Source organism: Gammaproteobacteria bacterium (assembly GCA_035546635.1).
GTDB lineage: Bacteria > Pseudomonadota > Gammaproteobacteria > JAURND01 > JAURND01 > DASZWJ01.
Window position 1 is genome coordinate 327,208 of the sequence record DASZWJ010000028.1, and the last position, 19,648, is coordinate 346,855.

Here is a 19,648-nt window from a genome sequence, read left to right on the forward strand (position 1 = left end):
ACCTTTAGTTGACACTTAGTATTGAACTGCCAAACTCCTTTGCCCATGTTGAAACCGCATCACGGTAATAGATTTATCGGGTATGGGACTGTTTGAGTAATTCATCGTACCAGTTACACCCTCAAAATTGCGTGTTTGCAGCAAAGCCTTACGAATTTGCGCAGAATCAGTGGATTTAGCCTGTGAAATAGCTTGGGCTAGCAGGCGCACAGTGTCATAGCCAAGACCGGAGAAACCACTGTCAGGTGGCTGTTGCCACGCATCTGTATAGGCTTGGATAAATTTTTGTACCTGGGGATCAGGATTGGCCTTATTAATAAAGGCATGAGAGGTAAAGTACAGAGTACCCGGGAGGTTTTTGGGTAGTTGTTCGAGGCCGCTTGAGTCCAGGCTGTCACAGGCCATAATGGGCTGATTGAAGCCGGCATTACGGAGTTGCATGATGATTTTAAGGCTAGTTCGAGGTCCAGCAGCTAAATAAATAATATCGGGTGCAATTCCTTGCTTTTTCAATACACTTAGTTCGGCAGCAATATCGGGAGAGTTGGCGCTGTACTGCCCATAGGCGATAATTTCACCACCCAGTTTCCGGTAAGATTCTTCGAAAAATTGGCTCAGCGCCTGCACAAACGGATTATCGCTTTGTGTGATAAGTAGGGCATGGGTGGCTTTTAGGCGGCGTATGGCAAAGGCGGCGGCGGTGTAAGCCTGCTCATCATCAGGGAAACTGGCAAGAAATACCCAGCCAGGGGCGATATCGGGTAATTTGGGTGAGGTGGCGCCGGATGTGATAAATAATTTATGGTTGCTTGCCAAAGGCGGAATAGCAGCAAGCGCCATATTGGCATTGGAGAGGCCGATCACGGCAATTACGGCCTTTTTATAGGCAAAGCTTTCTGCTTCCTCTTTGATAACCTGGGTATCAGTTTTGCCATCTCTTAAGTCTAGTTCCAATGGGCTTCCTAGAATGCCGCCTGCGGCGTTAATTTCATGCACTGCCAGCATTGCGCCACGTGAGGAGTAGATGTCTAGTATGCTTTGGGGGCCGGTCAGATTGTAAATTGCGCCGATAACAATAGGGTGCGGGCGTGGTTTGGATAAGGCATACGAAGCTGGCAGGCAATAGAAAATGAATAATACCAGTAAGAATGCTTTTTTCCATTGAATCATGATTCACCTCCTTGTGACCATTGATTATTATTACATGTATTGCAGGTTGAATGAAAGAAAACAATAGTAGCAGTGTAACTCCAATCGGAACCAAAGTTATGCCAAAAAATCTCAGCGTTGAATCGGGTACTTTGTTGTTGAACCAGACTATAGTGCCTTTTGTCGTCATACGCAGTGTTAAGCGTAAGCGCACGATTGGCTTTAAAATCGATAATCAACAGGGCTTGGTTATTCAAGCGCCATTGCGCACTAGCCTGAAAGAACTAAAAAAAATGGCGCAAAGTCAGGCTAAATGGATTCTAAAAGAATATGCGGCGATGGTGCATTTAGAGAAAACTTCAGCAGAGAAGAAACTAGTGACTGGGGAGCTGGTGCCTTACTTAGGGAAACACTATCCGCTGCAGGTGCATGGAGGTTTGCATAGGTCTGAAACCTGCTGTTTAGCTGATAATCAGGTGCATGTCAGAATACCCCAAGGGTTGCCGGAAAATAAACAGCGGCATTGGGTTCTCTGCAGATTAAGCCGGTGGTATCGAGAACAGGCAGAGGTAGTCGTGAAACAGCGTCTGCAAGTTTGGGTCGAAGTCTCGGGGCTTAAGCCCAGCAGCTGGCGTATCACCAGCGCCATGCGGCGTTGGGGCAGTTGTAGCACTGAAAATCGTATTTGTATTAATTGGCGGCTTATTTTTGTTTCACTGGAATTGATTGATTATGTGATTGTGCATGAGCTTTGTCATATTGCGCATAAAAACCATTCTAGGGCTTTTTGGGCGCGGGTTGAGGAGATTTTACCTGATTATCGGTACAGGGAAGCGGAATTGAAGCAGCAGGTGATGCATTTTGCTTAGTTCAATTACAAAGTGGGTTTTAGCCAACAAAAAAGTCTTGTTTACTAATTTTTAGTAGATCCCTATATTAATACTCTCTTAACATAAATTAATTATAATAATACCTAAATTTTTTATAAATTAATTGTGTGGAAAGTATTGTAATGTCATCAGAATCCAAAACTAAGATAACTGAATCAGTGTCGCAAGAAGTATTTATAGAGAAACTTGAACGCTTTTTAAAGCTTAATCCAGAAGAGAATCGGCAATTGATTGCTAACTTGCAGGAATTTAAACAAGGATTTTGCTTTGAGCTCAGTTTGTCTAGGGGGCTTATGCGCCAAGCAAAAAATTTGGATTGGTGGAATGATACTTATAAAGCTATTTTAGCTTGGAGTGGTAATCCAGAGCATTTGAACGAGGCATTAAAAAAATCTTTTATGCAATTTGCCCATGAAGTGCTCGATTATCCGCCTAAAAGTGGCGCAATTTATGATATTTTAGCTTCAGGAAGCAAGCGGCAAGTAACAGGGGAAAAGGCACCTGTTACTTTAGAAGTAGATCGCTTACATCTTATGGGTGGAAATTTTTCTAAGTCTTCTTCTGCAGAAAATGGATTATTACAGGAAGCTTTTCAGAATATTAAAGAAATGAGCCAGGAAGGCGTTTGTTTAATTAGAGGCAAACGGCATGTTTGTGAATTGCATTATTCTAATAAAACCTGGTCATTTTTTGACTCTGAATATAACCCTAAAGAACCATTAGGTGAACAGGTGGGGATGCGGGTTTTTCAAGATCATGAACTCGATGCATTATTTAAGGCGATTGTGGGTTCCATTGGTAGTGATATTGGTATTTACTTAGTAGAGTTGCGGGATCTGGATGCTAAGAAACAACACCAAACTTTGCCATTCCAAAGCTACTATGACTATCTCCAAAATTCAAAAGCGAAAGAGTTTTTTTGTGGCAGTCGCATGGCGGTAGAAATGCTGCAATTTGCACCCGAAATTTTTCTTTCTCGCTATAGTTCTACCACTATTCCTCCCGTTTTTAAAATAGCCATAGCACAAAGTGATGAAGATTCTTGGAAGATAGCTATGGGTAAAGGCTCTGCAACCATTGATACTCTTATAAAATTAGGTGGAGATGTTAATACACCATTTACCTTTAACCAAAGAAATACACTTTTAATCGATGCGGTATTAAATGACAGGGACGATATGATAGATTTTCTTATTGAAAAAAAACCACAATTAAATTATCAAAATGCAGCAGGTGATACAGCATTGATATGCGCAGCTAAGGCTGGAAAGTTAGATGTTATAAAAAAGTTAATAGGTGCAGGAGCTAACATTAATCTAATAAATAGAAAAGGACAAAATGCAGTGATGTGTGCTGCCGCTAATGGCCATTTAGAAGTGGTTCAGTATTTAATTCAACATAAAGGGAAATTATATGAAAGAAATCATCAAAAGGAAACTACATTAATGTTGGCTATTGCTAACGGCCACACAGATGTCGCACAGTTTTTATTAAATCATTCTGAACAATTCTTAAAGCAAGAAAAATATAAAAAATTTATTTCTGCTTGGATAGCAAATAAAGATGAAGATGACGATAGTGCATTTACCTTGGCATTGAGATCTGATGATGAACGTATGCCAAAAATTCTTTTGCCGTATTTAACTTCAAAACAGCGTGAAATATATCAAGAACATTTATCTAAAATTTCAAGTCCACCTGTTTCCACAGAGGCAGAGGATGATGAAGGTGAGGATTTGGTTAATGATGCAAAACAACATAGTAAAACCATGGAAGGATTGTTAACGCAGGGGTTTCATGCGAAAAGTCATTCAGCTGCTATAAGTAAGGCTAAGGATTCAAATCCATCTCTTGAGGAACACCAAATAAGTTTGCAGGTTACAGTAGCTCCAACGCCAACTAGCAGTGCTCAGGATAGTCCATAACTGTTATAATCAGCTGATGTAACAAGTTGACTGGCAATATACTGTTCTGATGTCGAGAGACTAGCGGATATAACGTCGAGAGCGGTCGTTAAATTTTGTCTAATTCTATCGATTTTGTCTTGATGTGTTTTGCTGTCGAGTTCGAGTTCTTTAATTGTTGTTATTAGATTCATTATTTTTGGCGCTATTTTAGCTAATGAGGCATGTTCTGTAGTCAAATATTCCTGCAAGTTCTGAGGTAAAGTATACTTTAGTAACAGTTCTTCGTAAGCTAAGATTCTTTGAACTTGTTCTATTGTCGTTTTTTTTGATGGAATTATTGCAGATAACTCAGAAAATATATTTTCAATTGAAAAGGTTTGAGTTTGAGTAGATAATTTAGAAAATAAGGGTTTGCTTTCCATATTTTTTTCTCATTATTTTGTTTTTCTTAAAAGGGTAATAGCGAATTCGCTGTAAAAAAGTAATAGACGGGAAATAATAGTTAAACAAACTGCAAAGTTCCAAGGAGGGGGTATCACCGTATGCACTTTGAATTTCTTAATTTTGTCCTGGCCTTTGTCGAAGGCTTTGCACTTATTCTTTCTCCATGCATTTTACCTATCCTGCCGATTATGTTGTCAGGCACCATTGAAGGCGGCAAGAAAAGACCCTTAGGTATTATCACGGGTTTTACCATCGTCTTCACCTTGTTTACCTTGCTATCTCACTATTTAGTCACCCACTTGGGAATTAACCTCGACCGCCTACGAGATGCAGCGTTTATTTTAATTATTCTATTTGGCATCGTCATGGTGTCCAGTTATTTAACAGACAAGTTTAGCTTATTGACGCAAAAAGTAGCTAATTTTGGCACAAGTTTCGCTTCGGGAGAACAAGAAGGTGGCGGATTTTTAAGCGGTGTATTGTTGGGGGGATTGGTCAGTTTAGTCTGGACGCCTTGTGCCGGTCCGATTTTAGCTGCAGCGCTGATACAGATCGCAGTGCAAAAAACTGCGCTAGGCAGTTTTTTTGCGTTATTTGCCTTTGCTTTAGGCAGTGTAATGCCGATGGTTATTATCGCTTTGTTGGGTAAAAAGTTAGTGCGTAGTATCGGATTTATAAAAAAGCACACTGAACTGCTGCGCAAGATTTTTGGTGTCATTATCATTGTGACGGCGCTGGCTTTAGCTTACATCAGCCATTTTCGCCCGGATTTGTTTGCGTTATTGGCAGCCCCAGGGACAGCCCCTCCTGCAGAAAAAACTAAAGCAACAACGTCTCCGACTACAGGTTTGATAGATGAACTGCTGATTCCTTATGCGGCGCCGGCATTGGCAGGGCTTGGACCTTGGATTAATTCTGAACCATTGACGTTAGCGCAGTTAAGGGGCAAGGTGGTCTTAATTGATTTTTGGACGTACTCGTGCATTAACTGTATCCGTACCTTGCCTTTTTTGCTGGCATGGGATAAAGCTTATCACAATCAAGGTTTAGTGATTATTGGTGTACATACCCCAGAGTTTGAATTTGAAAAAAATGCGGATAATGTTCGCCAAGCGGTGGCGCGTTTTGGGATTCATTATCCAGTCGCGTTAGATAATCAGTATGCTACCTGGAACAATTACCAAAATAGTTATTGGCCAGCGCATTATTTGATTGATAAGCAGGGTAGAGTGGTTTATCAGCACTTTGGTGAGGGGGATTATGCGACGACGGAGCATAATATCCGTGTGCTATTGGGGCTTAATCCTATGCAGAACATGGCAAGTTCTGGGTTGAATGCCGCTATGCCAAGCTATGATGAGACGCCAGAAACTTATTTAGGTTATGTGCGTTCGGGAACTTTTGCAGGGAAGGAGGCACCTGTAACGGATGAAACGGCTAATTACACCTTTCCAACCCAGCTTCCCCGAGATGATTGGGCGCTACAAGGTGCGTGGTTGATTCATGGTCAAAAAATTGTCGCTATGGCTGCCGGCAGCGCTATTAAAATTCATTTTCGCGCTCAGCATGTGTATGTGGTGATGGGCAATACCACCCATAAGCCGCTTCGCGTAAAAGTGCTGTTAAATGGTCAGCCGATAGGAGCAGAAGGCGGCGCTGATGTGCAAAATTCTGAAGTCACAGTTACGGCGCAAAGGCTGTATGAAGTGGCGGGCTTTCCAGAGGTGGCGACGGGAGAAATTACTTTAATTATTGAAGACCCGGGTGTTGAATTGTATACCTTTACTTTTGGTTAGAACTTATTCCTTATGCAACAAATAAGTTTTTCTCAGCAATAAAACCCATGCCAACAATGTTAATAACCCCATGGTGCCAACCACGCGCTCAATCGGTGTGACGGTTGATGAGTGTTGACTAATCAGATAGCTGATGACGGAAGCGATGGCGAATTCCATGGCCATAGCGAATGCAGTAGCAAAACCAATCAACTTGGGAAAGGGACGGACTATGCCTACCGCTGCGGGGACAATGACTAAACCTGTGCTTAGCATATAAATCAGCATGGCAGCGCCAAAGACGATAATATTATCCCAGCCGGTAAAACCGGCACTTAACATCACTAAGCTGGAAATAGAAATTAACAAAATACCAATGGCCAGTACGCGATCTATTCCCCATTTAAATGCCAACCAACCCGCTACCAGGGTACCAGATAAATGCGCTGCCCACATTGCAGCATTAAGATAACCAAACTCTACTCGACTCAGTCCGATATTTTTGATAAATAAAAACGCGGCTGTGGTGGTATAGGCTTTTTCGCCCGCCATCATAAACGCCACGCAGAGTAAAAATCCCCAAAAGGGTGCATTTCTCGTAATGGTTTTGTAATTATTAAAAATGACCGATGGTTTAAGCGCTTCAAGTGAAAACTGAAAGTTTTTTTTCGGTAGCGACCACCATAATAAAATAAACACGATAGCGCCATAGCAAGTCAGAATAAAAAAGATCCAACGCCAGCTTAGAAAGGTCGCCAAATAACCGCCGAGAATAGGTAGAATAAAAATCCCAATAGCATTACCAGTGAAAATATAGCTGAACACTTGCGCTGCATAACGGTTTTCAAAACGGTCATTGACAATGGCGCGCCCCATCAAAATAGTGATGCTTACGCCTAAGCCTTGAATTAAGCGTCCGGTTAACAGGATATGAATATCAGGACTGAAGGTGCAGATCAAACCGCCTAAGATAAAAAGCGATAACCCAAATAATAGAAACTGTCTGCGTGCAAATGCCTCGGCGATGGGGCTGCAGATAAACATGCTAATGGTTTTGCCAAATATGAAAAAAGTAACTGTCAGTTTGATGAGTGCATCTGAGGTGCCAAGACTGGTAGCGATAGAGGGCATAGCAGGCGCATAAATGGATTCTCCCGCTAATCCTAATAACCAAGCACCTATGAGTAAGCTTGCATAGTACAGTATGTTTTTTTGTGTAGTTTCCAATGGGTATCCTTGGTAAATGCTGGGCACTTTTTATAGATTTTATGGCTTAAGACTGTGCATATATGATATGATATTTCTACTTGGTATTCCATGTGACCAAGCAAATAAATGTAAAACAGTTCCAGGATGGAACAACAAAATTTCAAGGAGGAAATTTATGAAAGCAGTACAAATTAGTAATTATGGTTCCCCAGAAACACTCAAAATAATTAACGACGCTCCAAAGCCCACCGTTGCCCCAGGCCAGCTCTTAATAGAAGTGCATTCCGCTGGCGTCAATCCTGTTGATGTAAAAATCTGTGAAGGCCGCTTACAGCAGGCAGTGCCTTTAAGATTTCCAGCGACTATTGGACTTGATTTCTCCGGTGTGGTAGATGCCGTGGGTGATAATGTCACTGGATTTGAGGCCGGTGATGAAGTGTATGGTCAGGCCAGTTTGTTAAAAGGTGGGGCAGGGTCATTTGCTGAATATGTGGTGGTGGATGCAAAAAATGTTGCACATAAACCTACCAGTGTTAATGCGACTTCTGCTGCTGCATTACCATTGGCTGGAATCAGCGCTTGGCAAGCTTTGGTCGATCATATTGGTATTTCTAAGGGTAAAAAAATCCTGATCCACGGTGGTGCGGGTGGTATTGGCATTTTTGCTATATTACTTGCTAAACATTTGGGAGCTTATGTGGCGGCTACAGCCAGCACGGAAGATGCGCAGTTTGTTAAAGAGTTGGGTGCGGATGAAATCATTGATTACAAAAAGCAGGCTTTTGAAAAATTGCTGAATAATTATGATGCGGTTTATGATGTAGTGGGTGGTGATACGTATGCCAAATCATTCAAGGTATTGAAAAAAGGCGGGATTATTGTTTCTTCTATTGAGCAGCCGCGCACTGAGCTGGAACAACAATTTGGTGTTAATTCCGTTATTCAAACCACTAAAGTGAATAAAGAAGATTTGTCTAAACTGGCGGGTTTAGTGGATAAAGGTATTATCAAGGTGGTGATTGATAAAACTTTCCCTCTGGAACAGACTGCAGCAGCGCTTACCCATTTAAAGAATAACCACAGCCGGGGTAAAGTTGTGGTTCAGGTTAAGAAGTAATTTGCAGCAATCTTCGGGCTTTTATCCTCGCCAGCTTTCTAAATGTTGGCGTGGATGAAGGTTTTTCTTTTTTTTCATGTGTTTATTAATATATTCTCAAGTTATTTCTTCAAAATTTCCTGTTTCTCAAGGGAGCTGCTCGGAAAATACACAATTATTTTTGACTCAGCGATAGAATACTGGCAGAATTCGGCTGTAATTTTATATGTTCATTAGCTGCGTGTGTATTTGCGCAAAAAACAATAAGTTAAGATGTAAACTTCGGGTGATATCATGAATACGTTCAAGCTTTCTTCAGTAATATTGGTAGCGACATTGGTTATGGGTAGTGCTTTGGGTTGTGGGTCGGCTGATACGAAGCCTCAGCCGCAAGATGAATCGGATGTGCAAACGGATTAGTGGTTACCTACTTTTCCCGCAAAACAGATAGTCCCCTCTCCCGCTTGCGGGAGAGGGTTAGGGAGAGGGGATTACCTGACTGGTGGGAAAAGGAAAGAACAAAATATTTAATCCATCAAATGCTTAGACCGATGGTCTAACTGCCGCATTAATTTATTTTTCAAGGAATGGGTAATCTTCTTCTCATGCCAGAGGCGCGCCAGCTCTGTCCGCTCCACTTCAACAATCTTCTCCGAAAGGAATATCGTGTCTCTTAGCTCAATTTCTTCATTATGGTTAGCGGCATGACTGTCGCCATGATCTTTTATACTTTGCTCCATCTGTATTTTCAACGCCTTATATTCTTTCATGCGAAACTTGACTTCTTCTAACAACTGCTTGTCCCCTGTAACCAATTTTTTGTATTCCGAAAGCCAATGCAGGACGGCTTTAGCTATTTCCGCGCGTGCGGATAATTCTGCTAAGTGCTCCTGGTATTTCTCGTGTTTTACATGAGCATGAATACCTAACCTCCTGATTATAAAGGGAGCCGCTAGTCCTTGTAAAATGAGGGTTGCCATAATCACTGTGAATACCAGAAAAACAATCAGATCACGTGGGTGTTTTTGGTGAACTATGTTGGCTAGATAAGGCACTGCCAAGGCAGCGGCGAGTGAAATCCCACCGCGCATACCCAGCCAGGAAACAATAAAGGGATATTGCCAAGGTGGAAGAGGGTCTTTCTTGCGAATGCTGGGTATTAAACGTGAGAGGTAGGTAGCAGGGTATACCCATAAAAAACGGCCAATAATTACCGTCACAATAAGGGCTAAACTATAAAGTACTAAGGAATTTATCGGTAAAAATGAAATATGATCCCAAATAGTATCTAGATCCAGCCCTACCAATAAAAACAAAATACTCTGCAATGCAAAACTCAACATAACCCATACTGAATGTCCGATAATCCTCACTTCAGGTTGAAAGCGCTCCATATATTTATGGCCAATGATTAGTCCAGTCACTACCGTTGCTAGTACACCACTTCCCCCTAAGCGTTGTGCCGGTAAATAAGCTAAAAATGGCGTCAACAGAGATAACATGATCTGCAAAATGGGATTGTTAATTTTTAAACTTAATTTGCCAATCAGGTGTCCTAACACAAACCCATAAACTGTTTCAGCAACGATGATGATAAAAAACGAAGATACAGCGCTTACCAATGAGAATTGATGGGTGAAAATTGCTGCCAGTGAAAAACGGAAAAGCGTTAAGGCTGCCGCATCGTTTAACATGCCTTCACCTTTTAAAATCGTAATAATGCGTTGTGGCAGGTCAACTTGCTCTGCTATCGAAACTAAGGCCACGTCATCCGGGGGTGATACAATAGCCCCTAAAAGAAACGCCATAGGCCAGTTAAATCCTGGGATAAACGAATGTACTATAATGGCTACTAGGAGGGTGATAAATACCACATGGCCAACCGAGAGCATCGCAATGGGACGAAGATTTTTTTTAACATCTCTCCAGGACGTGAAAGTGCTGATCTCAAAAATTAATAATGGTAGGAAAATATTCAGAATCAGCTCGGGATCAAGTTGTACCTCAGGTAGTCCAGGTAGGAGAGCTATCAGCATACCGGCGATCACTAGTAATAATGGCAAAGGTATAGAGGATTTGCCAAATAGCATGCCAACGCTGATGATTAATGCAAATAAAACAATATAGACTTCAAGATGGCTCATAAAGGTATATGATTACATTCTGGGCTTATAGTATAACGTAAATATATGGGGGTCGTCTGTTTTGACTAAAGTTTATTTACTTTTTTACGAGGAGCTATGATTTTTTACCGGCGGATGCATAAGGTTAGTTTCTCCTGCGTCACAACACCGTATGAATCCATTAAAGATGTTATATGATGTTATATTAAGGATAAATCCATGCACTTCAAGGATCGTAGTGAAGCAGGGCAATTGCTGGCGCAAGCCCTGAAAAAATATCAAGATCAGCCAGTTGTTGTCTATGCCATCCCCCGAGGCGGAGTGGTGACAGCAGTCGAAATCGCTCGTTTATTGCATGCCCCCCTTGACCTGATTATTAGCCGTAAAATCGGCCACCCCTATCAGCCGGAATATGCCATCGCGGCAGTAGCTGAAGATGGACATATGTTAGGTTCAAAAGAAGAGCTACAGGCGGTTGACCCACATTGGCTGGCTGCGGAAGTGGCAAGCCAACGTAGGGAAGCTAAACGTAGAAGGGAGCACTATCTAAAAAACCGGCCAGAAATTCCCGTTCAGGGAAAAATTGCTATTTTAGTAGATGATGGCATTGCCACAGGTACCACCATGCGTTTAGGCATTCAGGAATTAAAACATCGCCAGTGTAAAAAAATTATTGTTGCAGTGCCGGTGGCGCCTAAATCGACAGCTGATTTAATAAAAAAAGAAGCGGGTGAGATAGTGGCGTTGGATATTCCTCAGGATTTTAGTTACTTGGGCGCAGTAGGTGCTTATTACAGTGACTTTGCTCAAGTCGAAGATGAAGAGGTGATCGCTTTGCTCGATCAATACGCAAAAGAATCAAGCCAACAATAATTCTTTGAGGTCACTATGCATATTGAAATTCCAGAAAAATTAATAGAAATTCAGCTGGAGGATGTTATTTTGGAGGGTATGCTATCTCTGCCCAAAGATGCCAAAGGTTTAGTGGTATTTGCACATGGTAGCGGTAGCAGCCGCTTATCGCCACGCAATAATTATGTGGCTAGTGTATTGCGAACAGCCGGTCTTGGCACTTTGCTGATCGATTTATTGACCGCAGAAGAAGATGAAGTCTATGCGACACGCTTTGATATTGAACTTTTAACGGAAAGATTACTGGCCATTGTGTTATGGCTTAAAACACAAAAGTCAGCGCAATTCTTGCCGATCGGCTTATTCGGAGCAAGCACCGGCGCTGCTGCAGCATTGAAAGTAGCAGCCAGCCAAGAGGTGAATATTTCGGCAGTTGTATCAAGGGGTGGCCGACCAGATTTGGCATTGGATGAATTACCGCGGGTAATGGCTCCTACACTTTTAATAGTGGGTGGTAACGATTTTGGTGTCATTGAATTAAATCAGCAGGCTTATTCAGCGTTATCTGGAGTCAGGAAAATGGAGATAGTGCCAGGAGCAACCCATCTGTTCGAGGAACCTGGAACTTTGGAAAAAGTTTCAGAGTTAACGGCAGCCTGGTTTCTTAAGTATTTTTCTGAGTAATCAAAGCTATAAAAATAGTTTTTATTAATCCGTAAATTCAAACGGCAAAAGTTTTTTACTTGCTTCAAATTTGGCAAATAATTCCTGTTCATCACTTGCGCCCAAATGTATTAACCCATAACGATAACTTTTGCCGTCCTGCATAATGGCATCTAAATACTGTCCTTTTTGTAAATGCATTTCAAAACGTCCCTCTGGAAAGGTGTGATGAAAAGTAAAAAAATCTTGCTCGGTGGGTACTTTGGCGGCTAGTTTATTATTAAAGCGGCGTAATACAAAGCTTGCTGCAATATTAAATTTTCCTTGGCGGTGTTTTATCTCGGGTCTTTGTCCTAGCGCTAATTCCACTAATGCTTGATAGCTATTATAACCATCTACTTTTTCATACAAATCGGCAAACTGAGAGCAAATGCGAGGATTCACTTCGATAATGTGTTGCGTGCCATCTTCAGGGTTGTACATGAATTCGATGTTAAAAAATGTATTATCCAAATCGATTCCCAAGATAAAGCGTTTTGCTATCTCCATCATGGATTGTTGTGCAGATTGCGGCAATTGTGAAGGATAGACAAAACGTTCAAAACTATAAGTGCCTGGATACATAATAGAATCTATAATGCCCATGATAATCACTTGCTTGTTATAGACAAACCCTTCCAAGGTAACCTGCCATCCGGTTAATAGATTTTCTGCTATCAGATAATTCCCGCTTAAATCAAAATCAGAATAATTGCGTAAAAACCAGTTGAGTTGCTGCAAAAATAAATCCGGTGGTAATAATTGCGTTATGTTTTTTTCAAGCTGTGTTTTATCAAGAATTTTTTCTGCCATGATAGAAAAATACGATTTGACGGGTTTTATGAAAGCAGGGAAGGGTAGATTAAATGTTGATTGGGAAAATTTCTGTGGATCTATCAACTGAAAATCAGGGGTGGCTTCAGGTACGATGTGCTTTTGAGCGATGCGGCTATAATATTTATGTTGACAGGTCAGTACACTTTGTGGGGTGGGTCCGGGTAATCCAAGGCGGTGGGCAAGGATGCTGGCGTAGATGCTGCCAGGATAATCATCCGTGCTAAATAAACCATCGATGGCATTTTTTTTACAGAAATCTAATAGGTGATTGAGATCATCAGCGGGTACAAATGCTTGTGGCATATTGGTAAGGCATTTGCACAATATGCGATCCAAAATGCTGTCGTCATAATTTTGGAAGTGGATATTGTAGTGCTGTTGAAAAGTGTCAGTTTGCAGCTCGCGGCGATCACGACAAGTAGTGCAGACGACTAAAACATTTTTTTTGGGTTTTTTATGTCGTTCCATGACATGTATTTTCCAGTATTAGATGTTGTTTACTAAAAACTAATCGTTTTTAGTGTAATATTGTACACCAATTTTAATACGTTGACGTCCATTTTGCATACGCCAGCGATTGGTATCTCGTAATGAATAGACACAACCACAATATTCTTGCTGATAAAATTCCTCACGCTTAGATATCTCTATCATGCGTTGTGAGCCGCCATCTTTACGCCAATTAAAAGTCCAGTATATCATGTCTGGATAGTGGGCTGCTGCACGTTCTCCGCAGCCATTAATTTGTTCCATGTTTTTCCAGCGGGAAATGCCTAAGGAACTGGTAAAAACCTGAAAACCATGTTCAAAAGCATAAAGCGCAGTACGTTCAAAGCGCATATCAAAACACATGGTACAGCGGATTCCCCGTTCAGGTTCATTTTCCATGCCTTTGGCGCGTTCGAACCAAGCATCGCGGTCGTAATCACCATCTACAAAGTCAATGCCATGTTTTTTTGCAAAACGGATATTCTCATTTTTGCGAATTTCATATTCTTTTAATGGGTGAATGTTGGGATTGTAGAAAAAAATGGTGTAGTGAATGCCGCTTTCCAGCAGGCGTTCCATGACTTCGCCGGAGCAGGGGGCGCAGCAGGAGTGTAACAATAGTTTTGAGGCATTTTCAGGTAATTGTAATTGTGGGAGTTGGGGCATATTTCTCTCGTCCTACTGTTGAGTATTATAGCTGCGTTGTCCAGCTGTCGTTATCCTGGGCTTCGCTCAGGATTTTTTCTGTCTGAGAATATAAGCTAAGAATAATAACAGAATAAATACCGGCATGATAATTGGGAATAATATGGGAAATAGTACTATAGCCAAAACTACCCAGACAAAAGCAAAAGAACTAATTAAAAATACTAAAATCCCAGGAATAACAAAGAATAACAGCACAGCAATCGTGAATATAGCGATGGTCAGTATGATTAATCCCCATGCGCCAGTGCTGATAACTACAGCAATCCCCAGTAAAGGAAAAAATATGTAAGAACCAATGACTGATAGTAAAATCAGCACAATGGCGATACATAGCGCTTTGCCAATACCAGACATTTTTTGGGGCTGCTGAATTGGTGTTGGATTCTGATTTTCAGACATTTTCTTATCCTCCAGTCAGTTTATTGAGATTCTGGTGGATGCGTTTGAATATATCGTTCCGCACCAATCGCTCTACGCAACGGAGCAGCCACCGCTCTATGCACTGCTGCGGCTTCCCCAACTGTATTATTTTTTTGTTGTTCCGGCACCACTATGACTTTAGGTGCTTCTTTAGAAGTAGAATGGGCTGGAGTTGTCGAGGTAGGCTTCTCAGCTGGCGCGCTGCTGCTGGCAGGCGGTGTTGGCGTTGCAGATGCCGACGGCGCAGGCGCAGTTGTGCTGGCTTCAGGCGGCGTTGGGGTGGTTTGTGTTTCTGCTTGTTTTTGGCAACCACTTACTCCAATGCTTAATAATAGCGCTATAAAAATAGCATTTAATGTTTTTAACATAACAATACCTACATTAATTATATATTATAAATATAGGATAAATATTTGAAAAAGCCAATAATTTAGGAAGCTTTTCATTCTGCGCCTATTTAAGAGGGGTAGGGTAAGTAAGGTGGATTAGGAGTAGGGATAGGGGGCATAAGGCGCAGGTAATAGCGTGAATCCGCAAATATCAATAGACTCAGTGCAGGTGCAGTCTTCCTCAGTTCTATCTGGATACCTTTCTGACTGGGAGGCATTGCAGTACCATTTACCGTTATTTATCACAGTGCTAATATCGATCACTTGATGATCGTCGGGATGCAAAACGAGATAGCCTTCGGGGGTGTCATAGACACAATCTACCCTATAGTTGTTAGCCATCACGGAATCAAATTTGGCATCGCTTAAATCAACCATGGGCACATGATGCGAATGCCAGCCAGGCATTTGAGGGCTGAAATAAGTAGCATAGTCGGTGGAATCAGGATTGCTGGAGACAATGGTTTCCACCAGGGGGCAGATTTCAGCCTGTGCAGGGTTGGCTATTGAAGTAGCTGCCAAACAGCCCAGTAGGGTAATGAGGATGGATTTTAGAAGGTGCAATTTGGTTTTCATATCCCTGCCTACCAAAATGTTAATGAATTAGCCAGTTCGTCCAGATTCCAATCTGGGTATAAATGGTTTAATAGTTATTATAGTACATTTTCTCTCTAGTTATGTTTCATTAAAGATTGGATGTAATTAGTTGCCGGCGCGAAATTCAAAAGTAGTGCGTCGTCCCTGCAGGAAGCAGGGATCCACGCCGCAGGAAAGCGAAACTTTAACTTCTTTGTTAACTGGATCCCTGCTTCCTACCGGACGCACTGCTATTGAATTTTGCGCCAGTCACTAATTATTGCCAATAAATTGTATGGCATTATGGTTGCATTTTGGCTGTAATCATGGTTTTTTGTAAGATGAGTATTTGCCGAAGGCTTTAACTTATCAATTGGCCTTGGCCGCATAGTTGACAAAATTCCAGCATTTTTGTGTGGTTTAGGGTATATTTTCGGTAAAAGATTCTAATGTAATGGAAAATTTTCTATTTTTTGGATTATAGGTATAGCAATTATAACCGTATTTATCGTTTTCAGAATTTGTGTTTGAAATGCAAAATGAGTCAAATTGATTAAACGTAGTGGTGTGATGCCAATGAAATCCCATAACTCCAGTAGTAACCTGATGTATCAATTGCATATATTTCGAAGATTTACATTCGATGATAGGATCATTACTGAAGTTGGCTTCTTGATTAGCATATATTAATTTGGTAATTTGTGATGAAGAAAATTTGTAGACTCTATTGATATGTTTATTTCCAAGAGCTAAAAGATATATTGAATGACCATCTTTATTTATTGTGCAAATTAGATACTCGTTGCTATTAAAGTTTGTAAAATTTCCTTGACAATAGCTATATATTTTATAAGAACTATATTTTTTATCATAATATTTTAATATATCTGGCTCTAAATATTTTCGTGCGATAGCATTATTTTTTTCCAGAGCATTTAGCAAATTGTTCCAGCTTGAAGGATCATTTGCAAATACAGTAGGTACAAATATAAATAAGAAAAAAAAACCATGTAGAATTATTTTTTTCACTAAAGTATTCCAAGTATTTAGCTGATAGCGTTTATTAGATTATTGATGACAAATTTACCTGCAATTGCTTTGTAACAAGCATAAAACCTATTATACGGATAAGTATAATATCCAAACCCAGCGCAAATGGAATAATCTTGCATTTTTAGGGCATGTTTATTCCCAAAACATAATACTTCTGGTTTGTTTTGATAATTGGGTGGATTTTTAAAATCTAGTTTGTATGTGGCATCAAGTAGATCAATTATTTTGAATTTGCCGTTATGAGATAACAGAATGACATATCTAACCTCACCTGTTTGGGGGTTAACAATGCTGAGTCCATAATCTAATTCTCGAATATTTCTATTTAAAAAATTTCCTGTACATGATGAATAAATTTTATATTGTTTATGATATTGGGAGTAACTTATTAAAGCTTGGCTATTTATATTGTTATAAGCAACGATATTATTTTGGTTTAGATCAGATAAGAAGTTGGGAATTTTGTCATTTTGTATTGAGTTAATGCGTGAAAAGCTACTGCTGACATCCCCGTAATATATATTGGGTGAATAGTTGTAGCTGTTGTCCGCAACTATCCCTAGGCTATATAAAAGGAATAATATTGCTATTGATAATCGGTTCATAATCTTATGTTGATTTCATTTGAGGTTGGTTTTTTACATTTTAGTGTTTTGGGTATTTGTTGTGTGGCTGATTCCTTTGGTTATGTCAGAGTAATGACTAATGGGTTAACCAACCGCCCAATGCAACAATACTATTTCTACTTAAGCTATAGGCATAGCACAAATAATCGTAGAAATCACTTCCAGCGCAAACAGTGTCGAATTTATTAATAGGGTGCAGGCTCTCATCTCTTATTACGTCTGTGGTGCTATCAATGTCTTTAATTTCTTTTTTCAATGCATTTTTAGTGAAACAAAGTAAATCGGGTATTTCCTCAATCCAGTTTGTTGTGTTTTCATTTTCTAATGTGTAACTAGATAATTCTATTGTTTTATAATATTCCATCGGATTAAGGAGTAAAACATATTTCATTTCTTTGGTTTTAGTATTGATAATCTGAATAGCAAATTCATCATGGTTTTTGTGAGTAAACCCTATTCGGCAGTAGTTGAAAATTTTAAAGTATTTGTATTCATGATTTAATAATTTCAAATATCTTTTGTCTACTGTTTTTCTAAAAATTCTGTTTTTTGTTGCAATTCTTTTATCAAAATTATGTTGATCTTCAGGATTAACGTTTAGCCCATAGCATGTCTTGGAAGTAAGGATAAAAATTAACAAAAGTAAAATTAGAATTTTTTTCATAATTTATCTTTTTTAATGCATAAGTATCTCATATTTTGTATAACTCCGCGCGCCCATTTTGGAGCAGGATTTAATTATAGGACGAACAGCTATAAATTTATTTATTTTTTATGTCGGAGGCAGGCTGTGCTATCTCGAAATGATAGGCTGGATCACCCGAATTTTTTGGGTCAAGAACTTTAGTTACTCGGGAATCATGATGAGCAATGTATAAAAATTTTTTTGGGTTTGATATTGAAGATGGTGCTACATCAAAGACGTTATACACACTCGGTGTTTGTCCGATATGTCTGGAAATAAACTTGCCATTTTTTGCTAATTCATTAATCTTATTCTCCATAGCCTGTCGTATTTGTGCGGGTGTCTTTCCACTTTCTTTCTCATCTAAATACACCTGTTGAACTTGTTGTCCTGCAAGCTTATATTTTATTTTTTTGCCATTTGACATATTGCGATACATTGCATCTGCCTGTCCCTTAGAACTTCGAATAACGCTGCTGATTGTGGCGCTTGAAAGACAGGCTTTAGATAAAATTTCTTTCAATATTTGCAAGGAATAAGCTGTAACATTAGGAATATCTTCTTTTTTTGTAAAATATATAGTCACTTCATCCGGTGTTGGACATTTGGCAAAAATTTCTATTCCTTTTTTATCACTAATTGGAGTCATTTTGCCTTTATGAGTTTGTGATGATTGTTGGGTCATATAATTTCCTTAATATTTAACGATCTCGATAGTGATTTCATCGGCATTATCGCTGCTCACAATTGTAGTGCGTCCTTTGTTATCAGTATTACCTTGGAAAACTCCTTGTGGAGTTGTTATGCGATATAACACGTTGGATAGCGGCTCCCCAGTCTTATCATGATAAATTATAAAATGTTGGTTATAGGTTTCTTTTGGCTCACATGTAAATTTTACATTTTTCCCAATAGAAACATTAGATCCAATAAATACAAATGGTTTTCCTTCATCTATTTGAATGGTTGTGGCGCTACTGTTGATAATGCCTCCCTCCGAAGTTTGATCTTCCAATAACGCTATTCGCTTGCCATTTACCATCACGCAAGCATTACCTTCAAGGATAGTGCTTTGGGTAGAATCAGCAAAAATTACGGGATCATCGCTACAGGCTACGGGTTGGCCTTCGAATGTAACCGTAGGATTGCTAGTCCTCATTATGTATCCATTGCCATGAGAATTGTTATTGACTAGATCGTTTTGGCGTGCGGGAAATTTAGCCATAAATTTTTCCTGTTCATGTGGTTATGATTGCTCATTTACTTTTACTTGCATGCCATTAATAAAGATACCTTGCGTGTTGATTAATAGTGTATTACCGCCTACTCTTAGAGTCAGTGATTGTTCTGCTGCCATTACTCCGGCGTTTCCAATATTAATATTTAGATTATGACTAATATTTTGGCTGGCATTATTTCCTACGCTGGTCATTGAATTGTTTTCCGTTATATGGCTGTAATCATTTCCTACGGTGCAGGTGACATTGTGGATGGTTTCATGATTATAATCGTTACCTATACAGTATCTGGCATTGTTGATAGTGTTGTGGCTATAATCATTGCCCACATTAATCATAGAATTATTAGCTGTGCTATGGCTGTAATCATTACCTACTGAAACACTTGAATTATTGGTTGTTGTGTGGCTGTGATCGTTGCCCACAGTAATAGTAGAATTATGGGTTGTATCGTGCTTATGATCGTTCTGCACCGTCACA

At 40.0% G+C, this 19,648-nt stretch carries 22 protein-coding genes; 7 read left to right on the forward strand and 15 right to left on the reverse strand.

Annotated elements, in window-relative coordinates; all coding sequences use genetic code 11:
* Nucleotides 1–15: 15 nt before the first annotated feature.
* A complete protein-coding gene (locus VHE99_08235; GenBank protein ID HVV68999.1) occupies nucleotides 16–1,170 on the reverse strand; it encodes an ABC transporter substrate-binding protein in 1,155 nt (384 codons plus the stop codon).
* A gap of 98 nt (nucleotides 1,171–1,268) precedes the next feature.
* On the opposite strand from VHE99_08235, the gene VHE99_08240 reads away from it, so the two are divergent.
* Nucleotides 1,269–2,018 carry a SprT family zinc-dependent metalloprotease gene (locus VHE99_08240; GenBank protein ID HVV69000.1) on the forward strand — a complete coding sequence of 250 codons (750 nt, stop codon included), beginning with the start codon at nucleotides 1,269–1,271 and terminating at the stop codon, nucleotides 2,016–2,018.
* Nucleotides 2,019–2,161: 143 nt separating this feature from the next.
* A complete protein-coding gene (locus VHE99_08245; GenBank protein HVV69001.1) occupies nucleotides 2,162–3,964 on the forward strand; it encodes an ankyrin repeat domain-containing protein in 1,803 nt (600 codons plus the stop codon).
* Here the strand turns inward: VHE99_08245 and VHE99_08250 are convergent.
* Nucleotides 3,949–4,368, reverse strand: a complete 420-nt coding sequence (locus VHE99_08250) for a hypothetical protein (GenBank protein ID HVV69002.1) — start codon at nucleotides 4,366–4,368, stop codon at nucleotides 3,949–3,951. The two genes, VHE99_08245 and VHE99_08250, sit on opposite strands and share 16 nt — an antisense overlap.
* A 120-nt stretch (nucleotides 4,369–4,488) precedes the next feature.
* Here VHE99_08250 and VHE99_08255 point away from each other — a divergent pair, with 120 nt between their 5' ends.
* Complete coding sequence (locus tag VHE99_08255; GenBank protein HVV69003.1) at nucleotides 4,489–6,186, forward strand: cytochrome c biogenesis protein DipZ; 1,698 nt, start codon at nucleotides 4,489–4,491, stop codon at nucleotides 6,184–6,186.
* Between the two features lie 3 nt (nucleotides 6,187–6,189).
* Here VHE99_08255 and VHE99_08260 read toward each other — a convergent pair whose 3' ends face one another.
* Complete coding sequence (locus VHE99_08260; protein HVV69004.1) at nucleotides 6,190–7,392, reverse strand: multidrug effflux MFS transporter; 1,203 nt, start codon at nucleotides 7,390–7,392, stop codon at nucleotides 6,190–6,192.
* A 157-nt stretch (nucleotides 7,393–7,549) separates the two neighbouring features.
* On the opposite strand from VHE99_08260, the gene VHE99_08265 reads away from it, so the two are divergent.
* Nucleotides 7,550–8,491 (forward strand): NADP-dependent oxidoreductase, encoded by a 942-nt coding sequence (locus tag VHE99_08265; protein ID HVV69005.1) that lies wholly within the window; start codon nucleotides 7,550–7,552, stop codon nucleotides 8,489–8,491.
* 273 nt (nucleotides 8,492–8,764) lie between these two features.
* A complete protein-coding gene (locus VHE99_08270) occupies nucleotides 8,765–8,890 on the forward strand; it encodes a hypothetical protein (GenBank protein ID HVV69006.1) in 126 nt (41 codons plus the stop codon).
* A 107-nt stretch (nucleotides 8,891–8,997) separates the two neighbouring features.
* Here VHE99_08270 and VHE99_08275 read toward each other — a convergent pair whose 3' ends face one another.
* Nucleotides 8,998–10,614, reverse strand: a complete 1,617-nt coding sequence (locus VHE99_08275) for a Na+/H+ antiporter (protein HVV69007.1) — start codon at nucleotides 10,612–10,614, stop codon at nucleotides 8,998–9,000.
* A gap of 198 nt (nucleotides 10,615–10,812) precedes the next feature.
* Here VHE99_08275 and VHE99_08280 point away from each other — a divergent pair, with 198 nt between their 5' ends.
* Both VHE99_08280 and VHE99_08285 read left to right on the forward strand, forming a co-directional pair.
* Nucleotides 10,813–11,466, forward strand: coding sequence for a phosphoribosyltransferase family protein (locus VHE99_08280; protein ID HVV69008.1), 654 nt, complete (start codon nucleotides 10,813–10,815; stop codon nucleotides 11,464–11,466).
* Between the two features lie 15 nt (nucleotides 11,467–11,481).
* Nucleotides 11,482–12,129 carry a dienelactone hydrolase family protein gene (locus tag VHE99_08285; GenBank protein HVV69009.1) on the forward strand — a complete coding sequence of 216 codons (648 nt, stop codon included), beginning with the start codon at nucleotides 11,482–11,484 and terminating at the stop codon, nucleotides 12,127–12,129.
* A 24-nt stretch (nucleotides 12,130–12,153) separates the two neighbouring features.
* Here the strand turns inward: VHE99_08285 and VHE99_08290 are convergent, their stop codons facing one another.
* From VHE99_08290 to VHE99_08340, 11 genes are all read right to left on the reverse strand, one after another.
* Nucleotides 12,154–13,452 carry an ATP-grasp domain-containing protein gene (locus tag VHE99_08290; GenBank protein ID HVV69010.1) on the reverse strand — a complete coding sequence of 433 codons (1,299 nt, stop codon included), beginning with the start codon at nucleotides 13,450–13,452 and terminating at the stop codon, nucleotides 12,154–12,156.
* Nucleotides 13,453–13,491: 39 nt separating this feature from the next.
* Nucleotides 13,492–14,139 carry an epoxyqueuosine reductase QueH gene (locus VHE99_08295; protein ID HVV69011.1) on the reverse strand — a complete coding sequence of 216 codons (648 nt, stop codon included), beginning with the start codon at nucleotides 14,137–14,139 and terminating at the stop codon, nucleotides 13,492–13,494.
* 66 nt (nucleotides 14,140–14,205) lie between these two features.
* Complete coding sequence (locus VHE99_08300; GenBank protein ID HVV69012.1) at nucleotides 14,206–14,580, reverse strand: hypothetical protein; 375 nt, start codon at nucleotides 14,578–14,580, stop codon at nucleotides 14,206–14,208.
* Between the two features lie 20 nt (nucleotides 14,581–14,600).
* Nucleotides 14,601–14,969, reverse strand: coding sequence for a hypothetical protein (locus tag VHE99_08305; protein ID HVV69013.1), 369 nt, complete (start codon nucleotides 14,967–14,969; stop codon nucleotides 14,601–14,603).
* A gap of 117 nt (nucleotides 14,970–15,086) precedes the next feature.
* A complete protein-coding gene (locus VHE99_08310; GenBank protein HVV69014.1) occupies nucleotides 15,087–15,566 on the reverse strand; it encodes a hypothetical protein in 480 nt (159 codons plus the stop codon).
* 420 nt (nucleotides 15,567–15,986) lie between these two features.
* On the reverse strand, nucleotides 15,987–16,595 hold the full coding sequence (locus tag VHE99_08315; protein ID HVV69015.1) for a hypothetical protein: 609 nt from the start codon (nucleotides 16,593–16,595) through the stop codon (nucleotides 15,987–15,989).
* Between the two features lie 17 nt (nucleotides 16,596–16,612).
* Nucleotides 16,613–17,224 carry a hypothetical protein gene (locus VHE99_08320; GenBank protein HVV69016.1) on the reverse strand — a complete coding sequence of 204 codons (612 nt, stop codon included), beginning with the start codon at nucleotides 17,222–17,224 and terminating at the stop codon, nucleotides 16,613–16,615.
* Between the two features lie 97 nt (nucleotides 17,225–17,321).
* Nucleotides 17,322–17,909 (reverse strand): hypothetical protein, encoded by a 588-nt coding sequence (locus VHE99_08325; GenBank protein ID HVV69017.1) that lies wholly within the window; start codon nucleotides 17,907–17,909, stop codon nucleotides 17,322–17,324.
* A 97-nt stretch (nucleotides 17,910–18,006) separates the two neighbouring features.
* A complete protein-coding gene (locus VHE99_08330) occupies nucleotides 18,007–18,615 on the reverse strand; it encodes a hypothetical protein (GenBank protein ID HVV69018.1) in 609 nt (202 codons plus the stop codon).
* A gap of 9 nt (nucleotides 18,616–18,624) precedes the next feature.
* Complete coding sequence (locus tag VHE99_08335; protein HVV69019.1) at nucleotides 18,625–19,155, reverse strand: PAAR domain-containing protein; 531 nt, start codon at nucleotides 19,153–19,155, stop codon at nucleotides 18,625–18,627.
* A 21-nt stretch (nucleotides 19,156–19,176) separates the two neighbouring features.
* Nucleotides 19,177–19,648, reverse strand: a 472-nt coding sequence (locus VHE99_08340) for a hypothetical protein (GenBank protein HVV69020.1), incomplete at its 5' end; no start/stop codon positions are given.